We start from the raw sequence: 26426 nt of genomic DNA on the forward strand, positions 1-26426 counted from the left end.
AAGCGCTAATTGTTAAAACTTATGGGTAAAAAAGAAATCTTGCCTTGAAGTGAGAAATATTCAAGAATGTGAATATGTATTCAAAATAATATTGACTCTATTTACTATAGAGGCTAGTTTTGTGCGTCTGTTAGCAAATCGTCGAGCAGTTCATTCACGTTAACAGTGCAGCAAGGGAGGGGTCTATGTTATACGACTCAACATTAGAAAAAGATAATTGTGGCTTTGGCTTAATAGCCCAAGTAAATGGTCAAGCTAGTCATCGGCTTATTCGTACAGCTATTACTGGACTTGATCGCATGCAGCACCGCGGTGGTATTTCTGCCGATGGTAAAACAGGTGACGGCTGTGGTTTATTACTACAAAAACCTGACAGTTTTTTCCGTGCTATTGCGAGTGAGCATAATTGGCACTTAGGTAAAAATTACGCCGTAGGCATGGTTTTCTTAAATTCAGATCCCGTTTTAGCACAAGCTGCAAAACAGGTTTTATGTGAAGAATTAGAACAAGAAACACTTAAAATACTCGGTTGGCGTGAAGTGCCTACTGACCCTTCAATGCTAGGGCCAATTGCGACACAGCAATTACCTGGTTTTGAGCAAATTTTTGTTAGTGCGCCTGAAGGATGGCGCTCTAAAGATTTAGAGCGACGTTTATATGTAGCACGTCGCCGTGCAGAAAAGCGTTTAGCAGAGGATGAGTCGTTTTATATTGCGAGTTTATCGGGGTTAGTGACTATCTATAAAGGCCTTATGATGCCTGCAGATTTGCCTAACTTTTATTTAGACTTAGCTGATATTCGTATGACCAGCGCTATTTGTGTATTCCATCAGCGTTTTTCTACTAATACTCAGCCGCGTTGGCCTTTAGCACAACCATTTAGGTATTTAGCGCATAATGGTGAAATTAATACCATTGAAGGTAACCGCCAATGGGCTCGTGCACGTTCGTATAAGTTTTCATCGCCACTTATTCCTGATTTACAAAGTGCAGCGCCATTTGTAAACGAAACCGGCTCTGACTCTTCAAGCTTAGATAACATGCTGGAGCTGTTTTTAGCGGGTGGCATGGATTTATTCCGTGCTATGCGTATGCTTGTGCCACCTGCATGGCAGAAAAACCGTGCTATGGATGATGACTTACGCGCTTTTTACGACTTTAACTCTATGCATATGGAACCGTGGGATGGCCCTGCGGGCATTGTTATGTCTGATGGGCGTTTTGCAGCCTGTAACCTTGACAGAAATGGTCTGCGTCCAGCGCGCTATGTTATTACCCAAGATGGCTTTATTACACTTGCCTCTGAGGTAGGGATTTGGGATTACACTGCAGATGAAGTGGTCGAAAAAGGCCGTGTAGGGCCAGGTGAGCTGTTAGTAATTGATACTAAATTAGGCAAGATTTGGCACTCAGACGAAATCGACCAAGATTTAAAATCGCGTCATCCTTATAAGTCATGGCTTGAAGAAAACGTTAAACGTTTAACCCCGTTTGAAGAGCTTACCGAGCAAGATGCGGGTAATCGCTCTTTTGATGACGAAACACTTGCTAAATACCAAAAAATGTTTGGTTACACTAACGAAGAGCTCGATAGTGTTATTCGCGTAATGGGTGAAAATGGCCAAGAAGCAACAGGCTCTATGGGTGATGACACGCCATTTGCAGTACTTAGCGAAGGGCATCGTTCATTGTACGATTACTTCCGCCAAAAGTTTGCACAAGTAACTAACCCGCCAATCGACCCGCTGCGTGAAAACCACGTAATGTCACTGGCAACGTGTATTGGTAGTGAGCAAAACGTATTTAATGAAACCACAGGCCACGCTAAGCGCCTACAATTTGATACGCCAATTTTAATGTATGCAGACATGCAGCAGCTACTTAATGCCGATGACGAGCATTACAGCTACTGTAAAATTGATATTACATACACAGCAGAGGAAGGTTTAGAAAAAGCGGTTGCACGTATTTGCGACGCTGCACAAGAAAAAGCAGCAGCCGGCTGTGTAATGCTTATTTTATCTGACCGTAACTTTAGCGAAACCCAATTACCAATTCCTGCTGCTATGGCGGTAGGTGCTGTACAAAAACGTTTAGTAGATAATAACTTACGTTGTGAGTCTAATATTATTATTGAAACGGGTAGCGTACGCGATGCACACCAATTTGCCGTATTACTTGGTTTTGGTGCAACCGCAATTTACCCATACCTTGCATACGAGTCACTGGTTGCGATGAGCGACAGTAAAGTGATTGATAAATCGTACTGCGAAGTGACGCTTTCGTACCGAAAAGCCATTAATAAAGGCTTGTACAAAATTATGTCTAAGATGGGCATAAGCACAATTGCATCGTACCGTTGTTCAATGCTTTTTGAAGCGGTTGGTCTATCTGATGCTATGGTAGACATGTGCTTTAAAGGTGTGGCAAGTCGTATTAAAGGCGCCTGTTTTAGCGATTTTGATATTGATCAGCAAAAGCTACATAAACTTGCTTTTAGTAAACGTAAATTACTCAGCCATGGTGGTTTATTAAAATACGTTCACGGTGGTGAATACCACGCTTACAACCCAGATGTTATTCAAACGCTACAAAAGGCCGTACGTTCAGGCGATTATAAAGACTACGCAGCCTATGCTGATTTAGTTAATAACCGTCCTATTGCAACGCTGCGCGATATGTTAGCGCTTAAATTACCTGAAAAAGGCATTAGCATCGATGATGTTGAGCCGGCTGAATTTTTATACCAGCGCTTTGACTCTGCAGCTATGAGTATTGGTGCACTTTCGCCTGAGGCGCATGAAGCGCTTGCCATTGCAATGAACCGCTTAGGCGGGTGTTCAAACTCTGGTGAAGGCGGCGAAGATAAGCTGCGCTACAACACCGAGAAAAACTCACGTATTAAACAAGTTGCTTCGGGTCGTTTTGGTGTAACGCCGCACTACCTTCGTAATGCGGATGTAATTCAAATTAAAGTGGCGCAGGGTGCTAAACCTGGCGAAGGCGGACAATTACCAGGCGAAAAAGTAACGCCATATATTGCAAAGCTTCGTTATTCGGTTCCCGGTGTAACATTAATTTCACCACCACCGCATCACGATATTTACTCAATTGAAGATTTAGCCCAGCTAATATTCGATTTAAAACAAGTAAACCCAGAAGCGATGATATCGGTGAAGTTAGTATCTGAGCCGGGTGTAGGCACAATTGCCACAGGTGTAGCTAAAGCGTACGCCGACTTAATTACTATCTCTGGTTACGATGGTGGTACCGGTGCTAGCCCATTAACGTCAGTTAAATACGCGGGTAGCCCGTGGGAGCTTGGCCTTGCAGAAACCCAGCAAGCGCTTGTTGAAAATGGTCTTCGTCACCGTATTCGCCTGCAAACAGATGGTGGTTTAAAAACAGGTTTAGATATCATTAAAGCCGCTATTTTAGGTGCAGAGAGCTTTGGCTTTGGTACGGGCCCAATGGTAGCGCTGGGTTGTAAATACTTACGTATTTGTCATTTAAATAACTGTGCGACCGGTGTTGCAACGCAAGATGAAACACTTCGTCAAAAGCACTACCACGGCTTACCAGAAATGGCGATGAACTACTTTAAGTTTATAGCCCAAGAAGCACGTGAAATTATGGCAAGCTTAGGTATTGCTAATCTAACTGACTTAATTGGCCGTTTAGACTTATTAGAAGCGATTGAAGGTAAAACAGCGAAGCAAAAGAAAATAGATTTATCGTCTGTGATTGCTCAGCCAAATAACCCAACGGGCGAAACCTTATTTTGTAGCGCACCAAATAGCTCGCACTATTTAGGTGAACTTAACGAAACGTTACTAGGTAAAGCGCAACAAGCGATTGATACCTCATCGGGTATTTCGCTCGTGAGCCGCATATGTAATACAGACCGTTCAGTGGGCGCAATGCTGTCGGGTTACATAGCCTCTAAGCATGGCAACCAAGGTATGGCTGCAGATCCAGTATCTATTGAGCTACATGGTACAGCAGGGCAATCATTTGGTGTTTGGAATGCCGGTGGCCTTGAAATGACCCTTATTGGCGATGCAAACGACTACGTGGGTAAAGGCATGGCAGGCGGTAAGCTTGTTATACGCCCACCACTGGGATCATCGTTTGAAAGTCATAAAGCGACCATTGCAGGTAACACATGTTTGTACGGTGCTACGGGTGGTAAGTTATTTGCCGCAGGCTGTGCTGGTGAGCGTTTTGCAGTGCGTAACTCTGGCGTGCAAGCCGTTGTTGAAGGCGTAGGTGATAACGGCTGTGAATACATGACTGGCGGCGTTGTATGTGTGCTAGGTAATGTAGGCGTTAACTTTGGTGCGGGTATGACAGGTGGTTTTGCTTATATTTTAGATGAGCGAAGTGACTTTGAAAAACGCATTAATCCAGAGCTTGTAGAAGTAGTAACACTTGATGATTTAAGTTCGCACCAAGAGCATTTACGTGGCCTAATTGCCGAGCATTTAGAGCTTACGGGTTCATGTCGAGCAGAAACCATTTTAGCTAATTTTGAACTGTACTTACCTATGTTCAAACTAGTTAAACCAAAATCAAGTGATGTAAAAAGTTTACTCGGGCACCGCGCTCGCAGTAGCGCAGAACTTCGTGTTCAAGCGCAATAAGGGGGCAGTATGAGCGAAAATGTATATCAATTTATAGACGTGCAGCGTGTTGATCCGCGCAAAAAACCAATCTCGTCGCGTAAAAAATCTTTCGTGGAAATTTACGAACCCTTTTCTGAGAATCAGGTAAATTCACAAGCTGACCGTTGTTTAGACTGTGGTAACCCTTACTGTGAATGGAAATGCCCAGTGCATAACTACATTCCACAATGGTTAAAACTAATTAGAACTGGCCGTATTTTAGAAGCGGCTGAGCTTTCTCATCGTACAAACAGTTTACCTGAAGTGTGTGGACGCGTTTGTCCACAAGACAGACTGTGTGAAGGTTCATGTACGCTTGATGAAGAGTTTGGCGCAGTAACGATAGGTAATATTGAAAAATACATTACCGATACCGCATTTAAAATGGGCTGGAAACCAGACATGTCATACGTGACATGGACGGATAAAAAAGTAGCTATTATTGGTGCGGGTCCGGCTGGTTTAGGGTGCGCAGATATTTTAGTGCGTAACGGTGTAAAGCCAGTGGTTTTTGACCGTCACCCAGAAATTGGTGGATTACTTACTTTTGGTATCCCTTCTTTTAAACTTGAAAAAGAAGTAATGCAAAAGCGCCGTGAAATTTTCACCGAAATGGGTGTGGAATTTAAGCTAAACGTTGAAGTGGGTGTAGATATCACTATGGACGAAATTTTAGCTGACTACGACGCGGTATTTTTAGGTGTAGGTACGTATCAGAGTATGCGTGCTGGTCTTGAAAACGAAGACGCGCCAGGCGTACACGACGCACTGCCATTTTTAATTGGTAACACAAATCGCGTTATGGGTTACGATGAAAAAAACCAAGCGTGCATTGATATGGCCAATCAAAAGGTTGTGGTACTTGGCGGTGGTGATACCGCGATGGACTGTGTGCGAACGTCTATTCGCCAAAATGCAGCTAAAGTAACCTGTGCTTATCGCCGTGATGAAGAAAATATGCCAGGCTCTAAGCGTGAAGTTAAAAACGCTAAAGAAGAAGGTGTAAACTTTACCTTTAATGTACAGCCAACGGGTATTGTACTTGACGATAATGGCCATGTTGCAGGCGTTAAAATGGTTAAAACACAACTGGGTGAGCCTGATGAAAACGGCCGTAGCCGAGCAGAAGTTGTACCAGGCTCTGAGCACGTACTTGAGGCAGACCAGGTTATTATGGCGTTTGGCTTTAAACCACACAAAATGGACTGGTTAGAAAAGTATGATGTAGAAATTAACCACTGGGGCGGCATTAACGCACCAGAGCAAGGTGAATTTACTCATCAAACAACTAATCCGAAAATATTTGCAGGTGGCGATATAGTGCGAGGCTCTGATTTAGTGGTAACGGCTATTTTTGAAGGGCGTAACGCTGCTGAAGGTATTATGGATTATTTAGAGGTTTAATTATCTCGTTAAGTTTTAAATATAATAAAGGCAAGCCAACTGGCTTGCTTTTTTTTGCTTTTTTCAAATGAAAAAGTATTAAAAAGTTGTCATTAACCAATAATTAACGTGTAAATCTTGCTTAAAGTACTATTTCAGTACAAACTTGCAGCTAACTTCTTTTTTAAATCCTCGGAAAATGAGCTTTTAAAGCTCGCTTGCAAATAAAAAATAATAATATGAATGCATACTCAGACAACAGAGAAAGAAAGCTAATTGTTCGCTTTTTTTCGACCATCGGATTTATAGCTACCTTCGCTATGGCGTGTAATGCATTGTCTAGTGCTGATGTAGTGCTAGGTATTATGCTGCTAGTTTCAGCTGGTTTTTATGCGTGGGCTTTTAGCCTTTACCGCGCAGTTGAAAAATCAGCGACCACCATTTTATATAACCTTTATTGTTTAATGCTGTATTTAGTGATCTCGGGCGGAGCTGAAGGTACTGGGCCAATTTGGATATTTATTGTATCACCGGTGACTTACTCTATCAGAGGCCTTAAAAAAGGAACATTTGATATTGTTGCCTTTTTATTTGCGGTGATCGCCGGCTTTATTATTACAGATAACTTTAATATTTATGATTATCAGCCTGAAGCACTTCCGCTGAGGGTGGTCATTTCTTTTATTATTGTCGCTTTATTAAGTGGTTTTTATGAGCGATCACGCGAAAAATACAATGAAAAAATAGTCGCGCTGAGTCAAAAAAATGAGCGCCTTGCCACAATAGATCACTTAACTGATTTACCTAACAGACGTTTTATGATGAAAGAACTTGCTGAGCTTAAACATCTTCATAAAAAAAATAAGCAGCCGTATGTAATTTTGCTAGCTGATGTTGATAATTTCAAAAACATTAATGATAACTACGGCCACGACTTTGGTGATGAAGCGTTAACCCAACTTGCCAATATTTTAAAAAAGAGCATGCCAAAGCAAGGTATTGCTTCTCGGTGGGGCGGTGAAGAGTTTTTAATTGCACTACCAAACAGCGACAAAGAGCAGGGGCAAAGTATTGCAGAAAAAATTCATGCCGAATTACAAAAAAATCCAGTGCGCATGAATGGAAAATCGGTGGTATTAACTATAAGTATGGGGCTTGTGCAAAGCCAGTTAGATACAACCATAGCCCAAGACATAAAGCTTGCCGACGAGCGATTATACAAAGCAAAAGAGCAAGGTAAAAATAGAACTTGCTCTTAACGCTTGCGTTAGTTAATCCATAGAAAAACTATCAAGGTTGGGGCGGCTTTTACTTTTTCGCCGCTGTAAACTTAAATAGCACATTGCACTGCACAGTACCTGTGCTAATAAAAGTAACCATTGATTATTAGCCACTATGTTGCCAATAATAAACCACTGCCAAACACTCACCGTTACTTGATAAACCAATATAAGTTTTAAAAAGCTAAAGAGTTTTAGCTTAAATTCTGCGTGCTTAAACTTACTAAACCCAATAAGCAAAAAGCTCAAAACAACAAGTAGCCACCCAATAACATGGCAAAAATTTATCAGCATGCTTTGCATTTAAAACGTCTCTCCACTGTTGTAGCAAAAGTATAACTTAGGCGTGCGCCATAATAAGCTCTTTAGCATTTGCTTTAGCGGTTTTACTTATATTATCGCCGCCAAGTAAGCGTGCAATTTCATTAATACGGCCGTCTTTATTTAGGCTGAGCATTTGAGTAAAGGTCTCGCCTTGTGCTATTTCTTTTGCTACAAAAAACTGCTGATGCGCACTACTTGCAACCTGGGGTAAATGGGTTACACAAATAACCTGTGTTGATTTTCCTAGTTGGCGTAGTAACTTCCCTACAGAGGAGGCGGTAGGACCTGATATACCTACATCCACTTCGTCAAAAATAAGCGTTGGCGTTGTCACTTTTTGGGCAATGATCACCTGTATGGCAAGGCTAATACGCGACAGCTCACCACCCGAGGCAACTTTAGCTAAAGGTTGTAATGGCTGCCCAGGGTTAGTAGAGACCAAAAACGAGACGCTATCAAAACCTAATGCATTGGGTTGGCGCTCAGCTTCTTGGGTAAGCTGAATTTCAAAGACCCCATTTTCCATTGATAAATTAGCCATGCTTTCACTAATTAATTGATTTAATGTATTAGCATATTTATGGCGACTTTCGCTTAGCTGATCACTGGCGTGCTGGTATGCACTTAGCGCATTAGTTATTTCATCGTCTAATTGCGCCAAACGTGAGCTATTGTTACTAATTGACTCTAGCTCTTGTGTTAAACCTTGATGAAACTCAACCAGCTCTTGAGGCTTTATATGATGCTTACGGGCTAAGTTCATCGCGCCACTTAAGCGCGCTTCTACTTCTGTTAATCTAGCAGGGTCTAAGTCGGCTTGCTCTGCGTAGTTTCTTACTTCTCTGCTTGCTTCTTCAACTTGCACTGCGGCTTCATCTAATAATGCAGCTACACTTGCTAAGCTTTCGTCATAATTTGCAAGCTCGGCAAATTGCTGAGCGCTGTGTTGCAGCATTGAACAGGCATTTTGCTCATCACTTTCGTATAAATGTTGAAGTTCGCGCTGGCAGGCTTCTAAAATGGTTTGGCTATTACTTAGCTTGTAATGTTCGGCTTCTATTTGTTCAAACTCGCCGTCTTGTAAGGCAAACTCATCTAATTCGGCAACTTGGTATTCGAGTAATTGTTTTTGAGCGGCTTGTTGTAATTGCTGTTGCTCAAGCTGTTTAAATTCTTTTTGCAGGTTTGCATATAATTTAAAGCTTTGGCTAACCGCTTTTACAAGCTGATTATGGCCTGCGTAGGCGTCTAGCAGTTGCAGCTGGTGTTCAGCTTTTAAAAGGTGCTGATGAGCGTGCTGTCCGTGTATAGAAATTAAATACTGTCCCAGCTCTTTAAGTTGAGCTGCTGTAACAGCGCTGCCATTTATATAGCTTTTGCTGCGGCCATTTTTACATACAACGCGTCTAAGTAGGCATTCGTTGTCGTTACTCGTTAGCATGTGTTGTTCTAAAAATGCTTTAGCAAGAGGAAGGGCAGTTAAATCAAATTGTGCGCACACTTCTGCTTTATCTGTGCCAGGGCGAACCGCCGACGCTTCAGCGCGCTCGCCTAAACACAGTGAAAGTGCATCAATGGCAATCGATTTACCCGCGCCGGTTTCACCCGTGATCGCCGTCATGCCGTTATGCCACTCAGTGCTTAAGTTACTTACAATTGCAAAATTTTTAATTTCTAAACCAATTAACATACTGTTCATCCATCCAGTGAATTAACTGTTAATTTATACAGTGTTTAGGTTTTTTGCAAATTAATTTTTTACTTTTTAAGCAACACTCGCATTTTGAGAAAACTGCGCATCAGAGTCAGTACTTTCATCAGAAGGTGTTTCGTCAGTATTTTCAAGGCTTTCGCTTGGGTTTTCAGGTGTGTCAGTTTTAATTTGTACAATCAATGAGGGCAAAATTTCATGATAAAACGCTTTATTATATAGTATGCCTTGCTGGGGTAACTCACTCACAAAGTACTGTATATTATCTTGTAGCGCTTGGGCGTTTTCACTTTGCAGTGCTTTTTGAAACTCAATCGAAAGCGTGCTCACTAAGCTGTCGTTAATATCTTCTAAATGTTGTAGGTTTTCATCAGTATGGGGCTGAACCACAAAAAAATTGGCCACAATTGCCTGAATTTGCGCTACATATTTAGGTCTTATTATTTTGGCTTCTAATAAATTGTTTAGCTTGGTTTTAAGGCGAGTGTTTACTTGGGCAACACGTTCGTTAAATTGTTTTTTCTTGGTTTCTAACGCTTTTTTTCTATTGTTTTCAACTCTAATATAAGCGCCAAGCAAAGTGATAAGTAATAACAAAGCAAAGATAACAACATAGGTCATTGCTAGATATTCCTAGTTTGATTAATTTTTATTTGTCTTGTATTTTGCGCTAAAGCACTACGCTTGGCAATAAAATTAGTATAAACGGCTGCCCCAATTAAGTTTAGTACGTAAAACGTTGTAGTAAGAGTAGTTTTTTGGGTGAATTAAGCGCAGTTTTCTGTCGGCTTTTTTAATAACCACTTCATCGCCGGGTAAAACGGCAAGCACTACATGGCTGTCGCAACTGACTTGTAAGCTGTCGGTGTTCTCAAGGCTTAGCTTTAAGCGTACCTCGTTATCGGCATCAACCACTAAGGGTCTGCTTGATAATGTATGCGGAAACATAGGCACTAACGAAATTGCATTAAGCTCAGGTGTTAAAATGGGCCCGCCACCCGATAAAGAATAAGCTGTAGAGCCGGTAGGGGTTGATACAATTAAGCCATCAGAGCGCTGAGAAAACACAAAGTCATTATTAATAAATGCTTCAAACTCAATCATGTGGGCAACTTTGTCGGCGTGTAGCACCGCTTCGTTAACGGCTGAATTCGCACTTTTAAGTTCGTTATGGCGGTATACTTCTACCTCGAGCAAAAAGCGTTTTTCTTCTAAATATTCGCCGCTTAACACTTGCTCTAGGCTACCTTCAAAGCCCTCTGGATTTAAGTCGGTTAAAAACCCTAAATTACCTCTGTTTACGCCTATTACAGCTACGTCAAAGCGTGCAAGTACGCGTGCAGCACCAAGCATATTGCCATCACCCCCTACAACAATAGCAAGGTCGGCTTGCTCGCCTAAGCTAACAAGGTCAACTTGATGAGTATCAGGGACATCCGATAACTGCCCACCGGTGCGCTTTTCTACAATCACGGTAAAGCCAAGAGCCGATAAAAAAGTATGTAAACGCTGTAACGTAGCCGCAGCTTTAGGATGGTTTGGTTTACCTATAAGGCCAATAGTTTTAAACGGTGAGTGCATAACGGCTGCAATAAAAAGTAATAATATTTTTGTAGGGTAACTCAAAACAGAAGTGTTTGAAAACACAGATTTACCAATATGATAATGATTCAATTACACCTGTATATTGCTAAGCTCACCTAAGAGCTGATTATTGGCTCAACAGATTAAATTACCCCTTTAATTTTTGTATTTAATGCTTAAAAATAGTTGCAGCAGTGTTTTATTGTAATGCATGCAACAACATATTCACTTAAAGCGTGCTTTAGGCTTGAATTTGTTTTAACTGCCCCGATATCTCTTTCATGCAACAAGATGTAGATAACATGAATATAAACCCGCGAGATCAACAAATTTTTTCAGCAGTGATGAGCCTTTATTGTAATGGTGAAGGGTTACCCGTTCCATCAACAAAAATAGCGAAGCAAAAAGGCATGGCGGTTTGTTCTGCCACGGTACGAAATGCTATGGCGCGACTTGAAAAAGTAGGCTTGTTATATTCCCCTCATACATCGGCAGGGCGTGTGCCTACAAACCAAGGGTTTGATTATTGGTTTGATGAGTTTTTTCCGTTAGCTGAAATAGCTAATTACTGGCAGCCAAAACAAGCACAACTTGTGGAGCTGGCCCATGGATTAAGTAAAAAGTATCAAGTATGTTGTTGTGTAGGCTTACCTCAAGCAAGCTCGCAACAAGTGTTTAGAGTAGAAGTACTTGAGTTTGATTCTAACGATTGGCTTGTACTGCTAATAGATAGAGCAGGGCAAAGCCACAATATTTGTATCAACAAACCTGATGATTCCTCAGATGCCGTGCGTTATCAATTTGCAACTTGGTTAAACACAGTATTTAGCCAACAAACCATAATGGAAGGTTTGTACAGAATGCAAGCAATGGCAAACACCGCACCGCGTAATTGCCATGACTCACTGACACAGTGGACGCGCCAGCTTAGTCATAAGCTTGGATCAGATAACAGTATTGTAGTAGGCGAAAACTATTTATATAAAAAGGTCGATTGCGAACAAAGCTTAAATATTGGCGTTTCATTTTTAAATTTTGTCGAAGATAAACTCGCATTTAAAAACGGGGTATCAGTTTTAAACACTGAAAACTTACCGTTTACAGAGTGTAATGAGCTGATAGTAATTAGTGTGCCGTACTTTCAAAATCAAGAGTATCAAAGCCGCTTTTGCGTAATTTGCCCTAAATCGGCGCAAATTGAACAATTAATCCAAGAATTTAAATTATTAGAGCCATCTAACTCTTGAATCTTTTTATTCAATCCCCATAATTACCGCAGTTGTAAAGAATTGGAGCACGTATTTTATGTCTGAGCAGACACAAAACCCAGAGCAAGAAGTAGAACTAAACGAAGAAGTAGCTCAAATGGAAGCTGATGTTGAAGCAGCAGTAGAAGCCGCAGAGCAACACGAAGCAGACCAAGAGCAAAGCCCTGAAGCTGAAATTGCAATGCTATACGCAGAGCTTGAAGCCGCTAAGCAAACCATTGCGGATCAAAAAGACAGCGTTGTACGCGCCGCCGCAGATGTAGATAACATTCGTCGTCGTGCTGCACAAGATGTAGAAAAAGCACATAAATTTGCACTGGAAAAGTTTGCTAACGAATTACTTCCAGTAATCGATAACCTAGAGCGTGCTATTGAGTTTTCTGATAAAGAAAACGAAACCTTAAAGCCATTGCTTGAAGGTATTGATATGACAGTTAAAAGCTTTAACGATGCGGTTGCAAAGTTTGGCGTTGAAATTGTTAACCCACAAGGTGAGCAATTCAATCCAGAATTCCACCAAGCAATGTCTATCCAACCAAGTAACGATGTTTCACCAAACACGGTACTTGCAGTAATGCAAAAAGGATACACATTAAATGGTCGTTTATTACGCCCTGCAATGGTTATGGTATCTAAAGCAGCAGACGCTTAATTAGTCACTGTTTATAAAAAATGCCTCATTATGAGGCATTTTTTTTGTCTATTTTATAGTGGATTAACTGCACCAGCATAGTTAATAGCACGGCGCTGAACATTAAGCTTGAAAACGGCACAGCACTTTTTGCATGCACCACCGCAAGCAATGGGCCAACGAGCGCGCCACTGCCAAAGCGCAGCGTTCCAATAACAGCGGTGGCGGTACCGGTGTTTTTTTCAAACTTCATTAATATTAATGAATCAGCATTACTCGCCGTTACCCCTAGGCTCATCATTAAAGGCGCAATGGCCGCTACAATGTAATATAAAGAAAGCTGCAACAAGCTAAACGTAAGCAGTGCCAGCCCAGAGGCAAAGCCACATACAAGCCCTATGTACAGCATTTTTCGAGAGCCAATTCTTGGTACAATTCGGGTATTTAAAAAGTTACCACACATAAGTGCCATGACATTAAATGCGAATAAAATACCAAATAATTGCTCAGATACATTATATAAATCTAGGTATACAAAAGGCACTGAGGTTAAAAAGCAAAAAAAGCCAAACGAGACAAACATAGAGCTTAATATGTCTGCACGTGCATCTTTATTACTAAGTACCGTTTTATAGCTGTTGAAAAACAAGGCTAGGCCTTTTTTCTCATTTTTATGAATGGGGATATCAATTAAATACACTTGTACAAACGCTAAAATTAAAAAGCTATAGGCAGCAAGAACCAAAAATATGGTTGACCATACCGAGAACCCTAAAATAAACGACCCCACAGAGGGGGCAACTAAGGGCGCTACCATCATAATCATAGATACATACGACATGCCTTTAGCGGTGTTTTTTTGATAAATATGCCTAATTACGCCAGGCACAACCACCGTAGCTGCCGCGCCGGTGAATGCTTGCACGGCTCTAAGTACCCAAAAGGTGTGTATTTCGGTGGTAAAAGCCAGCGCAAAAGAGCTTGCACCAAATAAGGTTAAGCCAATACGGGCTAGTTTTCGTCGTCCGAGTTGATCGGCAATAGGGCCAAAAAATAACATGCCTAGCGAGTAGCCAGCCAAATAAATACTTAGCGAAATTTGTACATTTGGCATAGTGGTTTGTAAATCGTTCGCAATAACCAACATGGCCGGTAAGTACATGTCTATAGCCAGCGGCGTAATAGCAACAATACTGGCTAACAAAGGTAACAAAATTCGGGTATTAAAAGACGAGGCCGAGGCGTCCATGTAGTCACTCAACATTCACTAAAAACAAGGCTTATAGTGTAACAGGGCTATGCAAGGGTATAAACTTAGTTTGTCTGGCAAGGTCATTTATTTATTAAAAATAAAAAGCGGCGTAATAAAGAGCAAAGATTCTAAACTGGCACCGTGTTTGCTATTCTACAACTAATAAAAATTAAAGACTTGAAGGAAACACCATGAAAAAACTAGCCCTTGCCTTACTCGCAACCGCAGTTTTAGCCGGCTGTAAAACATCGCCTACGGGGCGTACTCAAATTGCGCTGTATTCAGATCAACAAATGAGTGAAATGGGCACCGCAAGTTTTGCTCAAATGAAGGAATCACAGCCAATCAATAAAGATGCAAAAACCAATGCGTATGTAAATTGTATTGCTGAAAAGGTCGTGGCTGTTTTACCAAAAGAATACGCCTCACAAAATTGGGAAGTCGTGGTATTTGAAGATGAGTCGGCAAATGCTTTTGCATTACCTGGTGGCTACATAGGGGTTCATACGGGGTTATTAAAAATAGCCACCAATCAAGATCAGCTTGCAACCGTACTAGGGCACGAAGTGGGCCACGTTATAGCAGAGCATTCAAATGAGCGTGTATCGCAAAGCTCAATTTTAGATACTGGTATGCAATTAGGCAGCGCAGCGCTTGAAATGGGCAACGTACAATACCGCAACGAAATTATGCAAGGTTTAGGCTTAGGGGCGCAGTACGGCGTAGTTTTACCGTTTAGCCGTTCACACGAATCAGAGGCCGATACCATTGGCTTAGATTTAATGGCGCAGGCTGGCTTTAACCCACAAGAGTCGGTAACGCTTTGGCAAAATATGAGCGCAGCAGGCAGTGGTAGCACACCTGAGTTTTTATCTACTCACCCTGCACCGAGCAATCGAATTAATAATTTACAAGCACAAATGAGCGAAGCACTTAGCGAGCAAAGTACGGCTAAATCGCAGGGTAAAAACCCGCAATGTACGCTGTAAATTAGTTTTTATATAAAAAGCCCCTCTAAGCGGTTTACTTACAGGGGCTTTATTTTATTAAGTATCAAGCTATTACTCACTTAGTGCTTGTTTAAACACTGCCTTAAATCGCTCAAAATCTTCTACTTGCGGTAAATGACCTAAATTATCAAGTTCAAACAGTTGCGCATCAGGAATAAGCGCAGCAGCGTGTTTTCCTAATTTGTCGTAACGCCCCAGCTGATAATCTATCCCGTCTTTTTTCCAGTTTCGGCCAGGGCCTGTTCTGTCACGCGTACCAATAATTAATTTAACGGGCACGGTTAAGTCTTTAAATTCAGTGATCACCGGTTGGGTAAAAATCATATCGTAGGTTTTAGCGTTAACCCAGGCAATTTGCTCTTTATCTGGGCCTTGTATTTGGCCTGTAATAAAGTCGGTTAATGCTGAATACTGAGCATTCCATTGACCGTCGTAATAGTTTTTTTGCTGGTACTTTTTAACACCTTCGGGCGTTTTGTTAAGCTCATTTTTATAAAAAAAGTTGGTGTCTTTGTATTTTACATAGTGTAAGTAGTTTTCAAGCCCTATTGGATTAAGCAAAATCAGTTTAGTGGTTGTATCTGGGTACATTAATGCAAAACGGCTCGCTAGCATTCCCCCCATAGAGTGGCCAACAACAATCGACTTTTCAAGCTTTAGCGAGTCCATTAATGCATGTGTATGATGCGCAAGCGCCGCAAATGAATATTGATAGTTAGTGGGCTTTGAAGACTTACCAAAACCAATTTGATCGGGGATCAGCACCCCAAACCCAAGCGACTGTAAGTAACGGGCTGTGGGGCTCCAGTAGTCGGCATTAAAGTTTTTACCGTGCATTAGCGTCACTGTTGGCATATTTTTTTGTGTGGGTTTTAAATAAATATACGCCATTTTTAGCGATTGCTTTTGTGATGCAATATCAAAATAATTTACTTTAAAATCATACTGGTAATTTGTTAAAAGTGCATCGTAAGAGAGGGTTTTAGAGGGTTCTGTACTACTGGAAAATGCATTATTAGTAAAGGCTAATAATGCAGACAAACAAATAACTTTAATCGCTGGCATTTCCTTACTCCTATTAAAGGCAAGCACATGGCTTTAATTAAAGTAAGACAATAACTAAGTATTAAAGGCTGTTCAATTAAATAGTTTTCATGGCAAAAAAAAGAGCACCGTTTAAGTGCTCCGTTTAAAAGTAATGTTGACTCTGTTTTACACTGTCTGGGCTTAAAAAGTCCACTCAACGTGTATTTGTGGAACCGATTCAGTGATCTCAGTGCCTAGCTTGTTATGCCAGTATTGCAGTTCCATACCCAGTAATAGGGTGTTTTCTTTCATTTCTAACGCGTGGCCCATATCCCATACTAAAATAGGCTGTGCAAGTATCCACGCTTCTACGTCGTTACCAAATTCATCTTCGCGCTCTGCAATGTACTCAGCGTGTCCTTTAAAGCTAAATTTTTGCGAGCCTACGGTAAACGGGTATTCAAAGGCTACATCAAACATCCAGCTGTTAGTTTCAATAGGGGCACCGCCTTTGGCTACGCCTTCACTGTCATCAATATAGGCAGTGACAAGTGTTTGAAAAAAGTTGAACCCAGGTACATCCCAGCTTAATTTAACACCCGGTAGGTATTTCATCATTTTGGCATCGCCGGCAACGTTAATTCCGCCAGTAAGGCCTACATCTAATAATGCACCAGCGCCAATTTTCTCACCGCTAATAGCCGATAAGCTTAGCGTTGAATACCATTCGCCGTAAAAGTCGCTATCTTGGTAGCCGTCGGTTGTATCGTCTTTGCTGTAATCAATAAAGAAAAAGTTATCACCGTAATCATAGCCCGATGCATGTTGCAGCGAGTAAACAGTAGTGTCTGATTCTTGTTTGGTAAATGGGTTTTTTTGGTCGCCATTATTAACATGTAATGCGGTACTGCTCCAATTAGCAGCAAGGGCAGAAGATGATAAAGCGATTGACGTAAGGGTAACGAGGGGAAGTATTTTTTTAAATTTCATAATCTGTATTTAACTATAATTTTAGTGACACGCGAAAGCGCGCATTATAGCACAAGGTATTGATTTGTAGATTATTATTTTAACATATGTTGCAGCTTATTTATTAAGCTGCAACATAAGGTTTTGCACGAAATTTAGGCTTTATTGCGGCGCAAACAAATAACGGCAATGGCAGTAAAGGCTAAAATAAAGCAGTAGTAAGATGACGTTGATACTTCCCACGGGCTAATTTTAAACGTAGCACCTAACAGTAATGCTTGAGCACCATAGGGCAGTGAGCCTTGCGTAACACAAGCAAAAATATCAAGTAAACTTGCAGAGCGTTTACCACTTATTTCGCCATCATCAGCAAGTTTTTTGGCAATAGGACCTGCAACAATAATGGATACCGTGTTATTGGCTATACACACGTTACTGGTTAATACCAACGCAGCTATACCAAGCTGATCAGCTACTTTGCGGTGCCATTTGGCAATCACTTTTGTAATGGCTTGAATTTTTTGTGCCAGAAAATCAAGGCCGCCGTTAATACGAATGAATTCAGATAAGCCACCAATAAACATAGAAAGTAAAAATATTTCCTGCATATCGGTAAAGCCTTTGTAAATATCTTTTACAAAGCTTGCGCCTTCGTAGCTGCCGGTAAAGCCCATTAGCGCAGCAAATACAATACCGCTAAATAGCACCACAAACACGTTCATACCGGCAACAGCCAATACTAAAATAAAGGCATAAGGCAGCACTAATAATAAATCAAAATCTTTAGTTTCTACTGCTTGTGGAGCAGGTGTTAAATAAAGCAGCAAAGCAATGGTTAATACGGCAGCAGGAACCGCTATTTTTAAGTTTTCTTTAAACTTGTCTTTCATTTCACAGCCTTGCGTACGCGTTGCCGCAATGGTTGTGTCTGAAATAATAGAAAGGTTATCACCAAACATTGCGCCCGATACTATAGTACCGGCCATTAGTGCTGGGTCGATGCCTGTTTTAACCGATACCGCATAAGCAATTGGCCCTATAGCACCAATGGTACCCATTGATGTACCCATTGCAGTAGAGACAACCGCAGCAATTAAAAATAGCCCAGGTAATAACAGCGACGGGGGAATAAGTGACAAGCCAGCGTTTACAACCGCATCCACACCACCGGTGGCACTTGCTACTGCCGAAAATGCACCGGCAAGTAAGTAAATTAAACACATGGTAATAATGTTGTTGTGTCCTGCGCCTTTAATAAAGGTTTCAACACATTGGTTTACAGTGCCTTTGTTTAAAATAAAGGCAAGCATAATAGCGGGTAGTATAGCAACCGGCGCTGGGAGCTGGTAAAAAGCGTAATCAACCCCTTGCGATTGTAAATATAAACCTGAGCCTAAAAAAAGGGCTACAAAGGTAAGAAGGGGAAGCAAAGATAGAATTGCTTTGTTTTTATTAAATGTTGGCTGCATTGTATTCCTCATAACCAGTTAGTATAACCACAGCCAAAACTCCTCTTTTAGCTGAATTTAGTAGATCACTCTTTAATAAAAAAGTAGATGACCACAGCGCCCGCAAGCCAAAGACCAAATCGACGCGAAAGAGAAGTTTAAATGTATAGATGGCTAAAGTAAACTGGTATTGTTATTATTATTTAATTAAGGGCTTACCTGACTATTGCACGACTTTTAGATAATATCTACCGGTGTGCGATTATATGCGGCTAATAATTGCTCAAAGCAAGTTTAGGGCGGCAAATTAGTCAGGGTACGCAACAACAGATCCAACTAAATCAGATTAAGGCAATAACAATGAATCGAATAGGTGTTTTTGGTGCTAACGGCAGAATGGGCTTAGCCCTATTAGAAGCCGCGACAATTAAAGAGCAAACACAACTTGGTGGTGCGTATGTTCGCAGCAGCTCATCGTTATTGGGTATTAATGTAAATCAAGTAAACAGCGCAGCCGACAAAGCCATTAGCTTTAGCGACGAGAGCAAGGTTGCTGATGTTGATGTTCTTATCGACTTTACGTTACCACCAGGTATGCGCAACCATTTAAAAACAGCGATGGATAAAAAACTGCCTATGGTTATAGGCACCACAGGTTTAACTAGCGAAGACATGGCATTATTAGAAAATGCTGCTAAACATATTCCTATTGTGTTTGCGCGTAACTACAGCGTTGGCGTTAATGTGCTACTTAACCTAGTGCAAACAGCAGCCACTAAATTTGGTGACGACCTAGATATAGAAGTTTTTGAAGCGCATCATCGTCATAAAATAGATGCGCCATCGGGCACAGCATTAGCCATTGGTGAATCTATTGCACAGGCTAAAGGGTGGGATCACGATGAAGTAGCGGTATACGACCGCAGCCAAGTAGAAACCGCAAAATCACAAAATGAAATTGGCTATTCAGTACTTAGAGGCGGGGACATAGTAGGTGAACACACCGCCTATTTCGCAACTATGGGCGAAAGGCTTGAATTAACCCACAAAGCAAGTTCGCGAATGACCTTTGCATTAGGAGCTATAAGGGCTGCGCAGTGGTTACAAAATAAACCAGTAGGACTTTATGATATGCAAGATGTGCTAGATCTGAAGTAGTTTAGTTACTTTTTTAGCTGTTTGGGTCTATTTTTGCCTAAAGCGACTTATTTGTAGTATTTATCTAAATAACGTTAGACCTAAATAGCATCTTCATGTAGAATGCAGCCAATTTGCCAAAAATTACTAAATGCGTGTTTCCAATTATACCCAAGTGGCTAGTAAAACCAGGGGTTTCAGTGGGAATGAAAAGAGTTTTAGGCAAGAAAAATGATTGAAGGTTTAGCGTTTTATATCGGCATCATTTAAGACTGCGTAAAACAATTTAAGCTCACAAAAAAATCTGGTTTTGACGATCCCTCTGGGTATTGGCGGGGTGTTAAGCATTTGCTTACTCCCGTTTTTTACTGTTAGGAGGTTTAACTTGACTAAATCCGCTCTGTTAGTCCTAGAAGACGGCACAGTGTTTCGCGGTACTGCAATCGGCGCTGACGGCATGTCAGTCGGTGAAGTAGTATTCAATACGTCTATGACTGGTTATCAAGAAATTTTGACTGATCCATCATACGCGGAACAAATCGTAACTTTGACGTACCCACATATCGGCAATACGGGTACCAACAGCGAAGACGAAGAAGCGAATCAAATTTGGGCTAAAGGCCTAGTGATCCGTGATTTGCCACTGCTAGCAAGTAACTTTCGTAACGAGCAATCGTTAGATGATTACTTAAAACAACGTAATATTTTAGGTATTGCGGACATCGACACCAGAAAGCTTACCCGTATTTTGCGCGACAAAGGCGCACAAAACGGCTGTATTATTGCCGGTGACGAGTTAGACGAAAACAAAGCGTTACAAGCCGCGCAAACCTTCCCAGGTTTAAAAGGTATGGATTTAGCAAAAGTTGTCTCAACCAAGGAAAATTTTGAGTGGCGCGAATCAAGCTGGACATTAGGCCAAGGATTTAAAACCCTTAGCAGCGATGATGAAAAGTTTCATGTAGTAGCCTACGACTTCGGTGTTAAACGTAATATTTTACGAATGCTAGTTGATCGCGGTTGTAAATTAACCGTTGTACCAGCGCAAACCTCAGCCGCCGATGTACTTGCTTTAAACCCAGATGGTATCTTCTTATCTAATGGTCCTGGAGATCCAGAGCCATGTACTTACGCTATTGATGCAATTAAAACCTTTTTAGAAACCGACACACCAATTTTTGGTATTTGTTTAGGGCATCAATTATTAGCACTGGCCTCAGGTGCTAAAACAGTAAAAATGAAATTTGGCCACCACGGTGGTAACCACCCAGTAAAAGACTTAGACCGCGATGTAGTAATGATCACTGCACAAAACCACGGTTTTGCTGCCGATGAAGACACACTACCAAGTAACTTACGTGCCACGCACAAATCGTTATTTGATGGAACACTACAAGGTATTCATCGTACTGATAAGCCAGCGTTTAGCTTCCAAGGTCACCCAGAAGCAAGCCCAGGCCCGCACGATGCAGCCCCATTATTTGACCACTTCATCGACCTGATGCAAGCGCGTAATAACTAATTTAACTGGAGTAATAATGCCAAAACGTACCGATTTAAAAAGCATTCTTATCTTAGGCGCAGGCCCAATTGTAATTGGTCAAGCTTGTGAATTTGATTACTCTGGTGCTCAAGCGTGTAAAGCACTTAGAGAAGAAGGCTTTAGAGTTATATTAGTTAACTCAAACCCAGCGACTATCATGACTGACCCGGAAATGGCCGATGCAACGTACATCGAACCTATCCATTGGGAAGTGGTAGAAAAAATTATTGAAAAAGAAAAGCCAGATGCAGTACTACCAACAATGGGTGGTCAAACGGCATTAAACTGTGCACTTGATTTAGATAAGCACGGCGTACTGGCTAAACACGGCGTTGAGCTAATTGGCGCAACCGCCGATGCAATCGACAAAGCAGAGAACCGTGAACGCTTTGACGTAGCCATGAAAAACATTGGCCTTGAATGTCCACGTGCTGAAATTGCTCACTCTATGGATGAAGCACACGATACGCTAACACGTATTGGTTTTCCGTGTATTATTCGTCCTTCTTTCACTATGGGTGGCACCGGTGGCGGTGTGGCTTACAACATGGAAGAATTTAACGAAATCTGTGAGCGCGGCCTAGATTTATCACCAACAAGTGAGTTGTTGATTGATGAATCACTGATTGGCTGGAAAGAATATGAAATGGAAGTTGTTCGCGACAAAAAAGACAACTGTATCATTGTATGTTCTATCGAAAACTTTGACCCAATGGGTGTACACACTGGTGATTCAATCACCGTTGCACCAGCACAAACCCTAACCGACAAAGAATATCAATTAATGCGTAATGCCTCTATGGCGGTACTGCGTGAAATTGGTGTTGAAACCGGTGGTTCAAACGTACAGTTTGGTGTAAACCCTGATGATGGCCGCATGGTTATCATTGAGATGAACCCACGTGTATCTCGCTCATCAGCACTGGCATCTAAAGCAACGGGTTTCCCTATTGCTAAAATTGCCGCTAAGTTAGCAATTGGTTACACGTTAGATGAACTTCAAAACGACATTACGGGTGGCAAAACACCAGCGTCATTTGAGCCATCAATCGACTACGTAGTAACAAAAATTCCTCGCTTTAACTTTGAAAAATTTGCCGGCTCGAACGACCGCTTAACAACGCAAATGAAATCAGTGGGCGAAGTAATGGCGATTGGTCGTAACCAGCAAGAGTCGTTACACAAAGCATTACGCGGTCTTGAAGTAGGCGCAACGGGCTTTAACCCAATTGTGGCACTTGATGACCCGAAAGCGCGCGAAAAAATCATTCGTGAACTACGCGAGCCAGGCGCTGAGCGTATTTGGTACATTGCCGATGCAATGCGCCACGGTATGAGCGTAGAAGAGGTATTTGAACTTACCAAAGTTGACCCTTGGTACTTAGTACAAATAGAAGACATTTTAAAAGACGAAGCTAAAATTGCTGAAGGTGGCATGGCCGGCTTAAATGCCGAGTTTTTACGTAAACTTAAGCGTAAAGGCTTCGCCGACCCACGTATTGCTGAAATAGCTGGTGTATCTGAAGCCGAAATTCGCAAAAAGCGTCATCAGTTAAACATCGTCCCTGTGTACAAGCGTGTTGATACCTGTGCTGCCGAATTTAGCTCAGACACAGCTTACATGTACTCAACGTATGATGAAGAGTGTGAAGCAAACCCGTCAGACAAAGACAAAATCATGGTTATTGGCGGCGGTCCTAACCGTATCGGCCAAGGCATTGAGTTTGACTACTGTTGTGTTCACGCAGCCCTTGCGCTACGTGAAGACGGCTATGAGACCATCATGGTTAACTGTAACCCTGAAACGGTTTCTACCGATTACGATACCTCTGACCGTCTATTCTTTGAACCAATTACACTTGAAGACGTATTAGAAATTGTACGTGTTGAAAAACCAAAAGGTGTGATTGTACAGTACGGTGGCCAAACACCACTTAAACTAGCACGTGAACTTGAAGCGAATGGTGTGCCAGTAATTGGTACTTCACCAGATGCGATTGACCGCGCAGAAGACCGTGAGCGTTTCCAACAGTTAGTAGAGCGTCTTGATTTACTACAACCAGAAAACGCAACAGTTACATCAACTGAAGAAGCATTACTTAAATCAGGTGAAATTGGCTTCCCACTGGTTGTGCGTCCATCGTACGTACTGGGTGGCCGTGCAATGGAAATTGTTTACGATGAGCAAGACTTACGTCGTTACATGACTGAAGCGGTACAAGCTTCAAATGAAGCGCCAGTACTACTTGATCACTTCTTAGATAATGCAATCGAAGTGGACGTTGATGCAATTTGTGACGGCGAGCAAGTAATTATTGGCGGCATAATGGAGCACATTGAGCAAGCGGGTGTTCACTCGGGTGACTCAGCATGTTCATTACCTGCACACTCTTTATCACAAGAAGTGCAAGATGTTATGCGCAAACAAGTAACCGATATGGCACTTGAGCTTGGCGTAGTGGGCTTAATGAATACACAATTTGCTGTAAAAGATGGCAAAGTGTACTTAATTGAGGTGAATCCACGTGCGGCGCGTACTGTACCGTTTGTATCTAAAGCGACCGGTATTGCACTTGCAAAAGTAGCCGCGCGTTGTATGGCGGGTCAGTCTTTAGCAAGCCAAGGCATTACTAAAGAAGTAATTCCACCGTATTACAGCGTTAAAGAAGTTGTTTTACCGTTTGCTAAGTTCCAAGGTGTGGATCCTATCCGTGGCCCAGAGATGCGTTCTACAGGTGAAGTGATGGGTGTTGGCGATACTTTCGCCGAAGCGTTCGCAAAAGCACAATTAGGTGCAAGCAACACTTTACCACGCGGTGGTCGCGCGTTACTATCTGTACGTAACAGCGATAAGTCTCGTGTTGTAGAACTTGCTAAAACCATGACAGACCTTGGTTTTGAAATTGATGCAACAGGTGGCACAGCAGAGGCTTTAAAAGAGGCCGGTATTGAAGTACGCCGTGTAAACAAAGTATATGAAGGCCGCCCGCATATTCTTGATAACATCAAGAATAAAGAGTACAGCTATATCGTAAATACCACCGAAGGTCGCCAAGCGATCGAAGATTCGAAGGTGTTGCGTCGTGGTGCATTGCAAAACAAAACCAACTACACGACAACCTTGAACGCGGCATTTGCTAACTGTACTGCTAACCAAGCGGACGACCGTAGTAAAGTGACGTCAGTTCAAGAGCTACACCAGCGATTGAACTAAGGAAATGTACCAAGGCCACTAGGCCTTGGTGTTAAGTGAGAAAAGTATGCAATCAATTCCGATGACAGTTCGTGGCGCAGAGTTACTGCGCGAAGAGCTTAACGAATTAAAAACAGTTACCCGTCCTAAAATCGTAAATGATATTGCGATTGCACGTGAACATGGTGACTTAAAAGAAAACGCTGAATACCACGCAGCGCGTGAGCAACAGGGTTTTTGTGAAGGCCGTATTCAAGAAATTGAAGCTAAGCTTTCAAATGTGCAAATTATTGACGTAACTAAAATGCCTAATACAGGTAAAGTTATTTTTGGTACTACTGTCACTATTGTAAATGTAGAAACAGATGCCGAAGTAACCTACCGTATTGTGGGTGATGACGAAGCAGATATTAAAAATAACTTAATTTCTGTTAACTCACCGATTGCGCGCGGTTTAATTGGTAAACAAACAGATGATGCTGTGACCATTAAAACGCCTAAAGGCGACGTTGAGTACGAAATCATTGACGTTGAGTATCTTTAATATTTAGCTCACAGTAATGTACAAGCAAAAACCGATGCAATTGCATCGGTTTTTTTATACCTAAAAACTAGCTAATAGCAACTTACCCCCATAAACCCCATATATAACACCCTCCTCAAAATAGACAGCTGAGTTAAACCGACTGGCATAAGTAGATCGCTATAAAAAGCGCGTGCCATTACCCGTTAAAAAATTTATAAATAAAATGGTGACTGCATAAATGCTAAACACACTCTACGCTTATTCATATTGCATAAAGAGTGTGCGTGTTGATATAGGTACATTCATATAGGTAATGTGTAAATGCATAACGGCTTTTACACAGTGGAATCACTTTATTAAAAGGAACATTCATGGCTAATATACTTTATCCAGCGCCTTTAAAAGTAGGCTCTAAAATTGCTATTTGCTCGCTTTCGTCGGGCTTAAAAGAAAAATACCATGCACGATTAGATAGAGTGATAGACGGTTTAAAACACCGTGGTTACGAGGTAGTAGAAGGGGAGTTTTTACGCCAAAATAAACCCCGCGATGAATTAGATGCAAAAGCGCATGCCAAGCAATTAATGGGCTTTTTGCTAGACGATGAGGTTGCCGCCATTATGCCGCCAATGGGCGGAGAGCTGGCAATGGAAATTTTGCCACTGCTCGATTTTAACGCCATAAAAGAGGCCAAACCTAAATGGCTGGTGGGTTTTTCTGATGTGAGCACAATTGCCTGTGCACTTACGGCTAAGTGCCAATGGGCAACACTTCATAGTGCCAACCTAATGCAGCTTCACCCAGATGAAACAAACCCCTACAGCTTACAAATTTTTGAAACCATTACCTACGAGTCGGGAAGTAAATTTGAGCAAGGGCCTTCTGCTTATTATCAAAAAAATAAACCCAATTACGCACAAAACCCTGATGAACTGCTAGCGCCAAGCGAGCCTACCCAGTGGCAGTGCCTAAATTACACCGATGAGCGCACAATAGAGATGTCTGGGCGCTTATTTGGCGGTTGCCTTGATACCGTAGGGTTATTGCTGGATTCGCCATTTTTAGCATTGCACAACTTTAAAAAACACAGTGCGAACGAAGGGCTAATTTTATACCTAGAAAATTCAGAGCTTACGCCTACCACCGTGGCACGATTTTTACTGTCGCTCAAACTTGCCGGTGTATTTGATGATATTAACGGCCTTATTTTAGGGCGCAGCGAAATAACACAAAGTCATCACGACGCATTTGATTACCGCCATGCGCTAGACGTGGCATTGGGTGGTTGCTTATTCCCGGTAATAATAGATGCTGATATTGGCCATGTGCAGCCAAATTTAAACTTAGTTAATGGCGCAAAATGCTCACTCACAGCCGATATTAACCAAGGTAAAGTACTCAATGCCTCACTAAACACTGAACTTATTTAACGTTTATTTTTGAATAACATATAAATACACGCGTATAATGCGCAGGC

Annotated in this window: 19 protein-coding genes; 11 read left to right on the forward strand and 8 right to left on the reverse strand. The window is 41.7% G+C overall.

The window, feature by feature from the left end; genetic code table 11:
• Positions 1–185: 185 nt before the first annotated feature.
• The 3 genes from gltB to OIZ54_RS15210 all read left to right on the forward strand — a co-directional run bounded on the left by gltB (position 186) and on the right by OIZ54_RS15210 (position 7306).
• Complete coding sequence (gene gltB, locus OIZ54_RS15200) at positions 186–4643, forward strand: glutamate synthase large subunit (protein ID WP_264390731.1); 4458 nt, start codon at positions 186–188, stop codon at positions 4641–4643.
• 9 nt (positions 4644–4652) lie between these two features.
• Positions 4653–6068, forward strand: a complete 1416-nt coding sequence (locus OIZ54_RS15205; protein WP_004588108.1) for an FAD-dependent oxidoreductase — start codon at positions 4653–4655, stop codon at positions 6066–6068.
• Between the two features lie 218 nt (positions 6069–6286).
• Entirely contained in the window at positions 6287–7306 is a 1020-nt protein-coding gene (locus tag OIZ54_RS15210) for a GGDEF domain-containing protein (RefSeq protein WP_244151624.1), read from the forward strand.
• Between the two features lie 12 nt (positions 7307–7318).
• On the opposite strand, the gene OIZ54_RS15215 is transcribed toward OIZ54_RS15210, so the two are convergent.
• The 4 genes from OIZ54_RS15215 to nadK all read right to left on the reverse strand — a co-directional run bounded on the left by OIZ54_RS15215 (position 7319) and on the right by nadK (position 10943).
• The gene (locus OIZ54_RS15215) at positions 7319–7630 is read right to left on the reverse strand and encodes a hypothetical protein (RefSeq protein ID WP_064385182.1); all 312 of its coding nucleotides are present in this window, start codon (positions 7628–7630) and stop codon (positions 7319–7321) included.
• A 37-nt stretch (positions 7631–7667) separates the two neighbouring features.
• Positions 7668–9341 carry a DNA repair protein RecN gene (gene recN / locus OIZ54_RS15220; RefSeq protein ID WP_264390732.1) on the reverse strand — a complete coding sequence of 558 codons (1674 nt, stop codon included), beginning with the start codon at positions 9339–9341 and terminating at the stop codon, positions 7668–7670.
• 75 nt (positions 9342–9416) lie between these two features.
• A complete protein-coding gene (locus tag OIZ54_RS15225; RefSeq protein WP_264390733.1) occupies positions 9417–9983 on the reverse strand; it encodes a hypothetical protein in 567 nt (188 codons plus the stop codon).
• Positions 9984–10058: 75 nt separating this feature from the next.
• A complete protein-coding gene (gene nadK, locus OIZ54_RS15230) occupies positions 10059–10943 on the reverse strand; it encodes an NAD(+) kinase (protein WP_004588103.1) in 885 nt (294 codons plus the stop codon).
• 284 nt (positions 10944–11227) lie between these two features.
• On the opposite strand from nadK, the gene OIZ54_RS15235 reads away from it, so the two are divergent.
• Complete coding sequence (locus tag OIZ54_RS15235; RefSeq protein ID WP_264390734.1) at positions 11228–12193, forward strand: HrcA family transcriptional regulator; 966 nt, start codon at positions 11228–11230, stop codon at positions 12191–12193.
• Between the two features lie 58 nt (positions 12194–12251).
• Entirely contained in the window at positions 12252–12866 is a 615-nt protein-coding gene (grpE, locus tag OIZ54_RS15240; RefSeq protein WP_024033377.1) for a nucleotide exchange factor GrpE, read from the forward strand.
• Positions 12867–12894: 28 nt separating this feature from the next.
• Here the strand turns inward: grpE and OIZ54_RS15245 are convergent, their stop codons facing one another.
• Complete coding sequence (locus OIZ54_RS15245; RefSeq protein ID WP_264390735.1) at positions 12895–14094, reverse strand: Bcr/CflA family multidrug efflux MFS transporter; 1200 nt, start codon at positions 14092–14094, stop codon at positions 12895–12897.
• 194 nt (positions 14095–14288) lie between these two features.
• Here OIZ54_RS15245 and OIZ54_RS15250 point away from each other — a divergent pair, with 194 nt between their 5' ends.
• Entirely contained in the window at positions 14289–15086 is a 798-nt protein-coding gene (locus tag OIZ54_RS15250; RefSeq protein WP_004588099.1) for a M48 family metallopeptidase, read from the forward strand.
• Between the two features lie 72 nt (positions 15087–15158).
• On the opposite strand, the gene OIZ54_RS15255 is transcribed toward OIZ54_RS15250, so the two are convergent.
• The 3 genes from OIZ54_RS15255 to OIZ54_RS15265 form a co-directional block, all read right to left on the reverse strand.
• On the reverse strand, positions 15159–16172 hold the full coding sequence (locus OIZ54_RS15255) for an alpha/beta fold hydrolase (protein ID WP_264390736.1): 1014 nt from the start codon (positions 16170–16172) through the stop codon (positions 15159–15161).
• A 162-nt stretch (positions 16173–16334) separates the two neighbouring features.
• A complete protein-coding gene (locus OIZ54_RS15260; RefSeq protein ID WP_264390737.1) occupies positions 16335–17123 on the reverse strand; it encodes a nucleoside-binding protein in 789 nt (262 codons plus the stop codon).
• A gap of 134 nt (positions 17124–17257) precedes the next feature.
• Positions 17258–18571 (reverse strand): Na+/H+ antiporter NhaC family protein, encoded by a 1314-nt coding sequence (locus tag OIZ54_RS15265; protein ID WP_004588096.1) that lies wholly within the window; start codon positions 18569–18571, stop codon positions 17258–17260.
• A gap of 339 nt (positions 18572–18910) precedes the next feature.
• On the opposite strand from OIZ54_RS15265, the gene dapB reads away from it, so the two are divergent.
• The 5 genes from dapB (at position 18911) to OIZ54_RS15290 (ending at position 26379) form a co-directional block, all read left to right on the forward strand.
• A complete protein-coding gene (dapB, locus tag OIZ54_RS15270) occupies positions 18911–19708 on the forward strand; it encodes a 4-hydroxy-tetrahydrodipicolinate reductase (protein WP_264390738.1) in 798 nt (265 codons plus the stop codon).
• Positions 19709–20072: 364 nt separating this feature from the next.
• A complete protein-coding gene (gene carA / locus OIZ54_RS15275; RefSeq protein ID WP_004588094.1) occupies positions 20073–21209 on the forward strand; it encodes a glutamine-hydrolyzing carbamoyl-phosphate synthase small subunit in 1137 nt (378 codons plus the stop codon).
• A 16-nt stretch (positions 21210–21225) separates the two neighbouring features.
• Positions 21226–24444, forward strand: a complete 3219-nt coding sequence (gene carB / locus OIZ54_RS15280; protein WP_248450822.1) for a carbamoyl-phosphate synthase large subunit — start codon at positions 21226–21228, stop codon at positions 24442–24444.
• 46 nt (positions 24445–24490) lie between these two features.
• Positions 24491–24967, forward strand: coding sequence for a transcription elongation factor GreA (greA, locus tag OIZ54_RS15285; protein ID WP_004588092.1), 477 nt, complete (start codon positions 24491–24493; stop codon positions 24965–24967).
• A gap of 353 nt (positions 24968–25320) precedes the next feature.
• On the forward strand, positions 25321–26379 hold the full coding sequence (locus OIZ54_RS15290) for a S66 peptidase family protein (RefSeq protein ID WP_264390739.1): 1059 nt from the start codon (positions 25321–25323) through the stop codon (positions 26377–26379).
• Positions 26380–26426 lie beyond the last annotated feature (47 nt).

Source organism: Pseudoalteromonas sp. A3, assembly GCF_025942345.1.
Classification (GTDB): Bacteria; Pseudomonadota; Gammaproteobacteria; order Enterobacterales; family Alteromonadaceae; genus Pseudoalteromonas; species Pseudoalteromonas atlantica.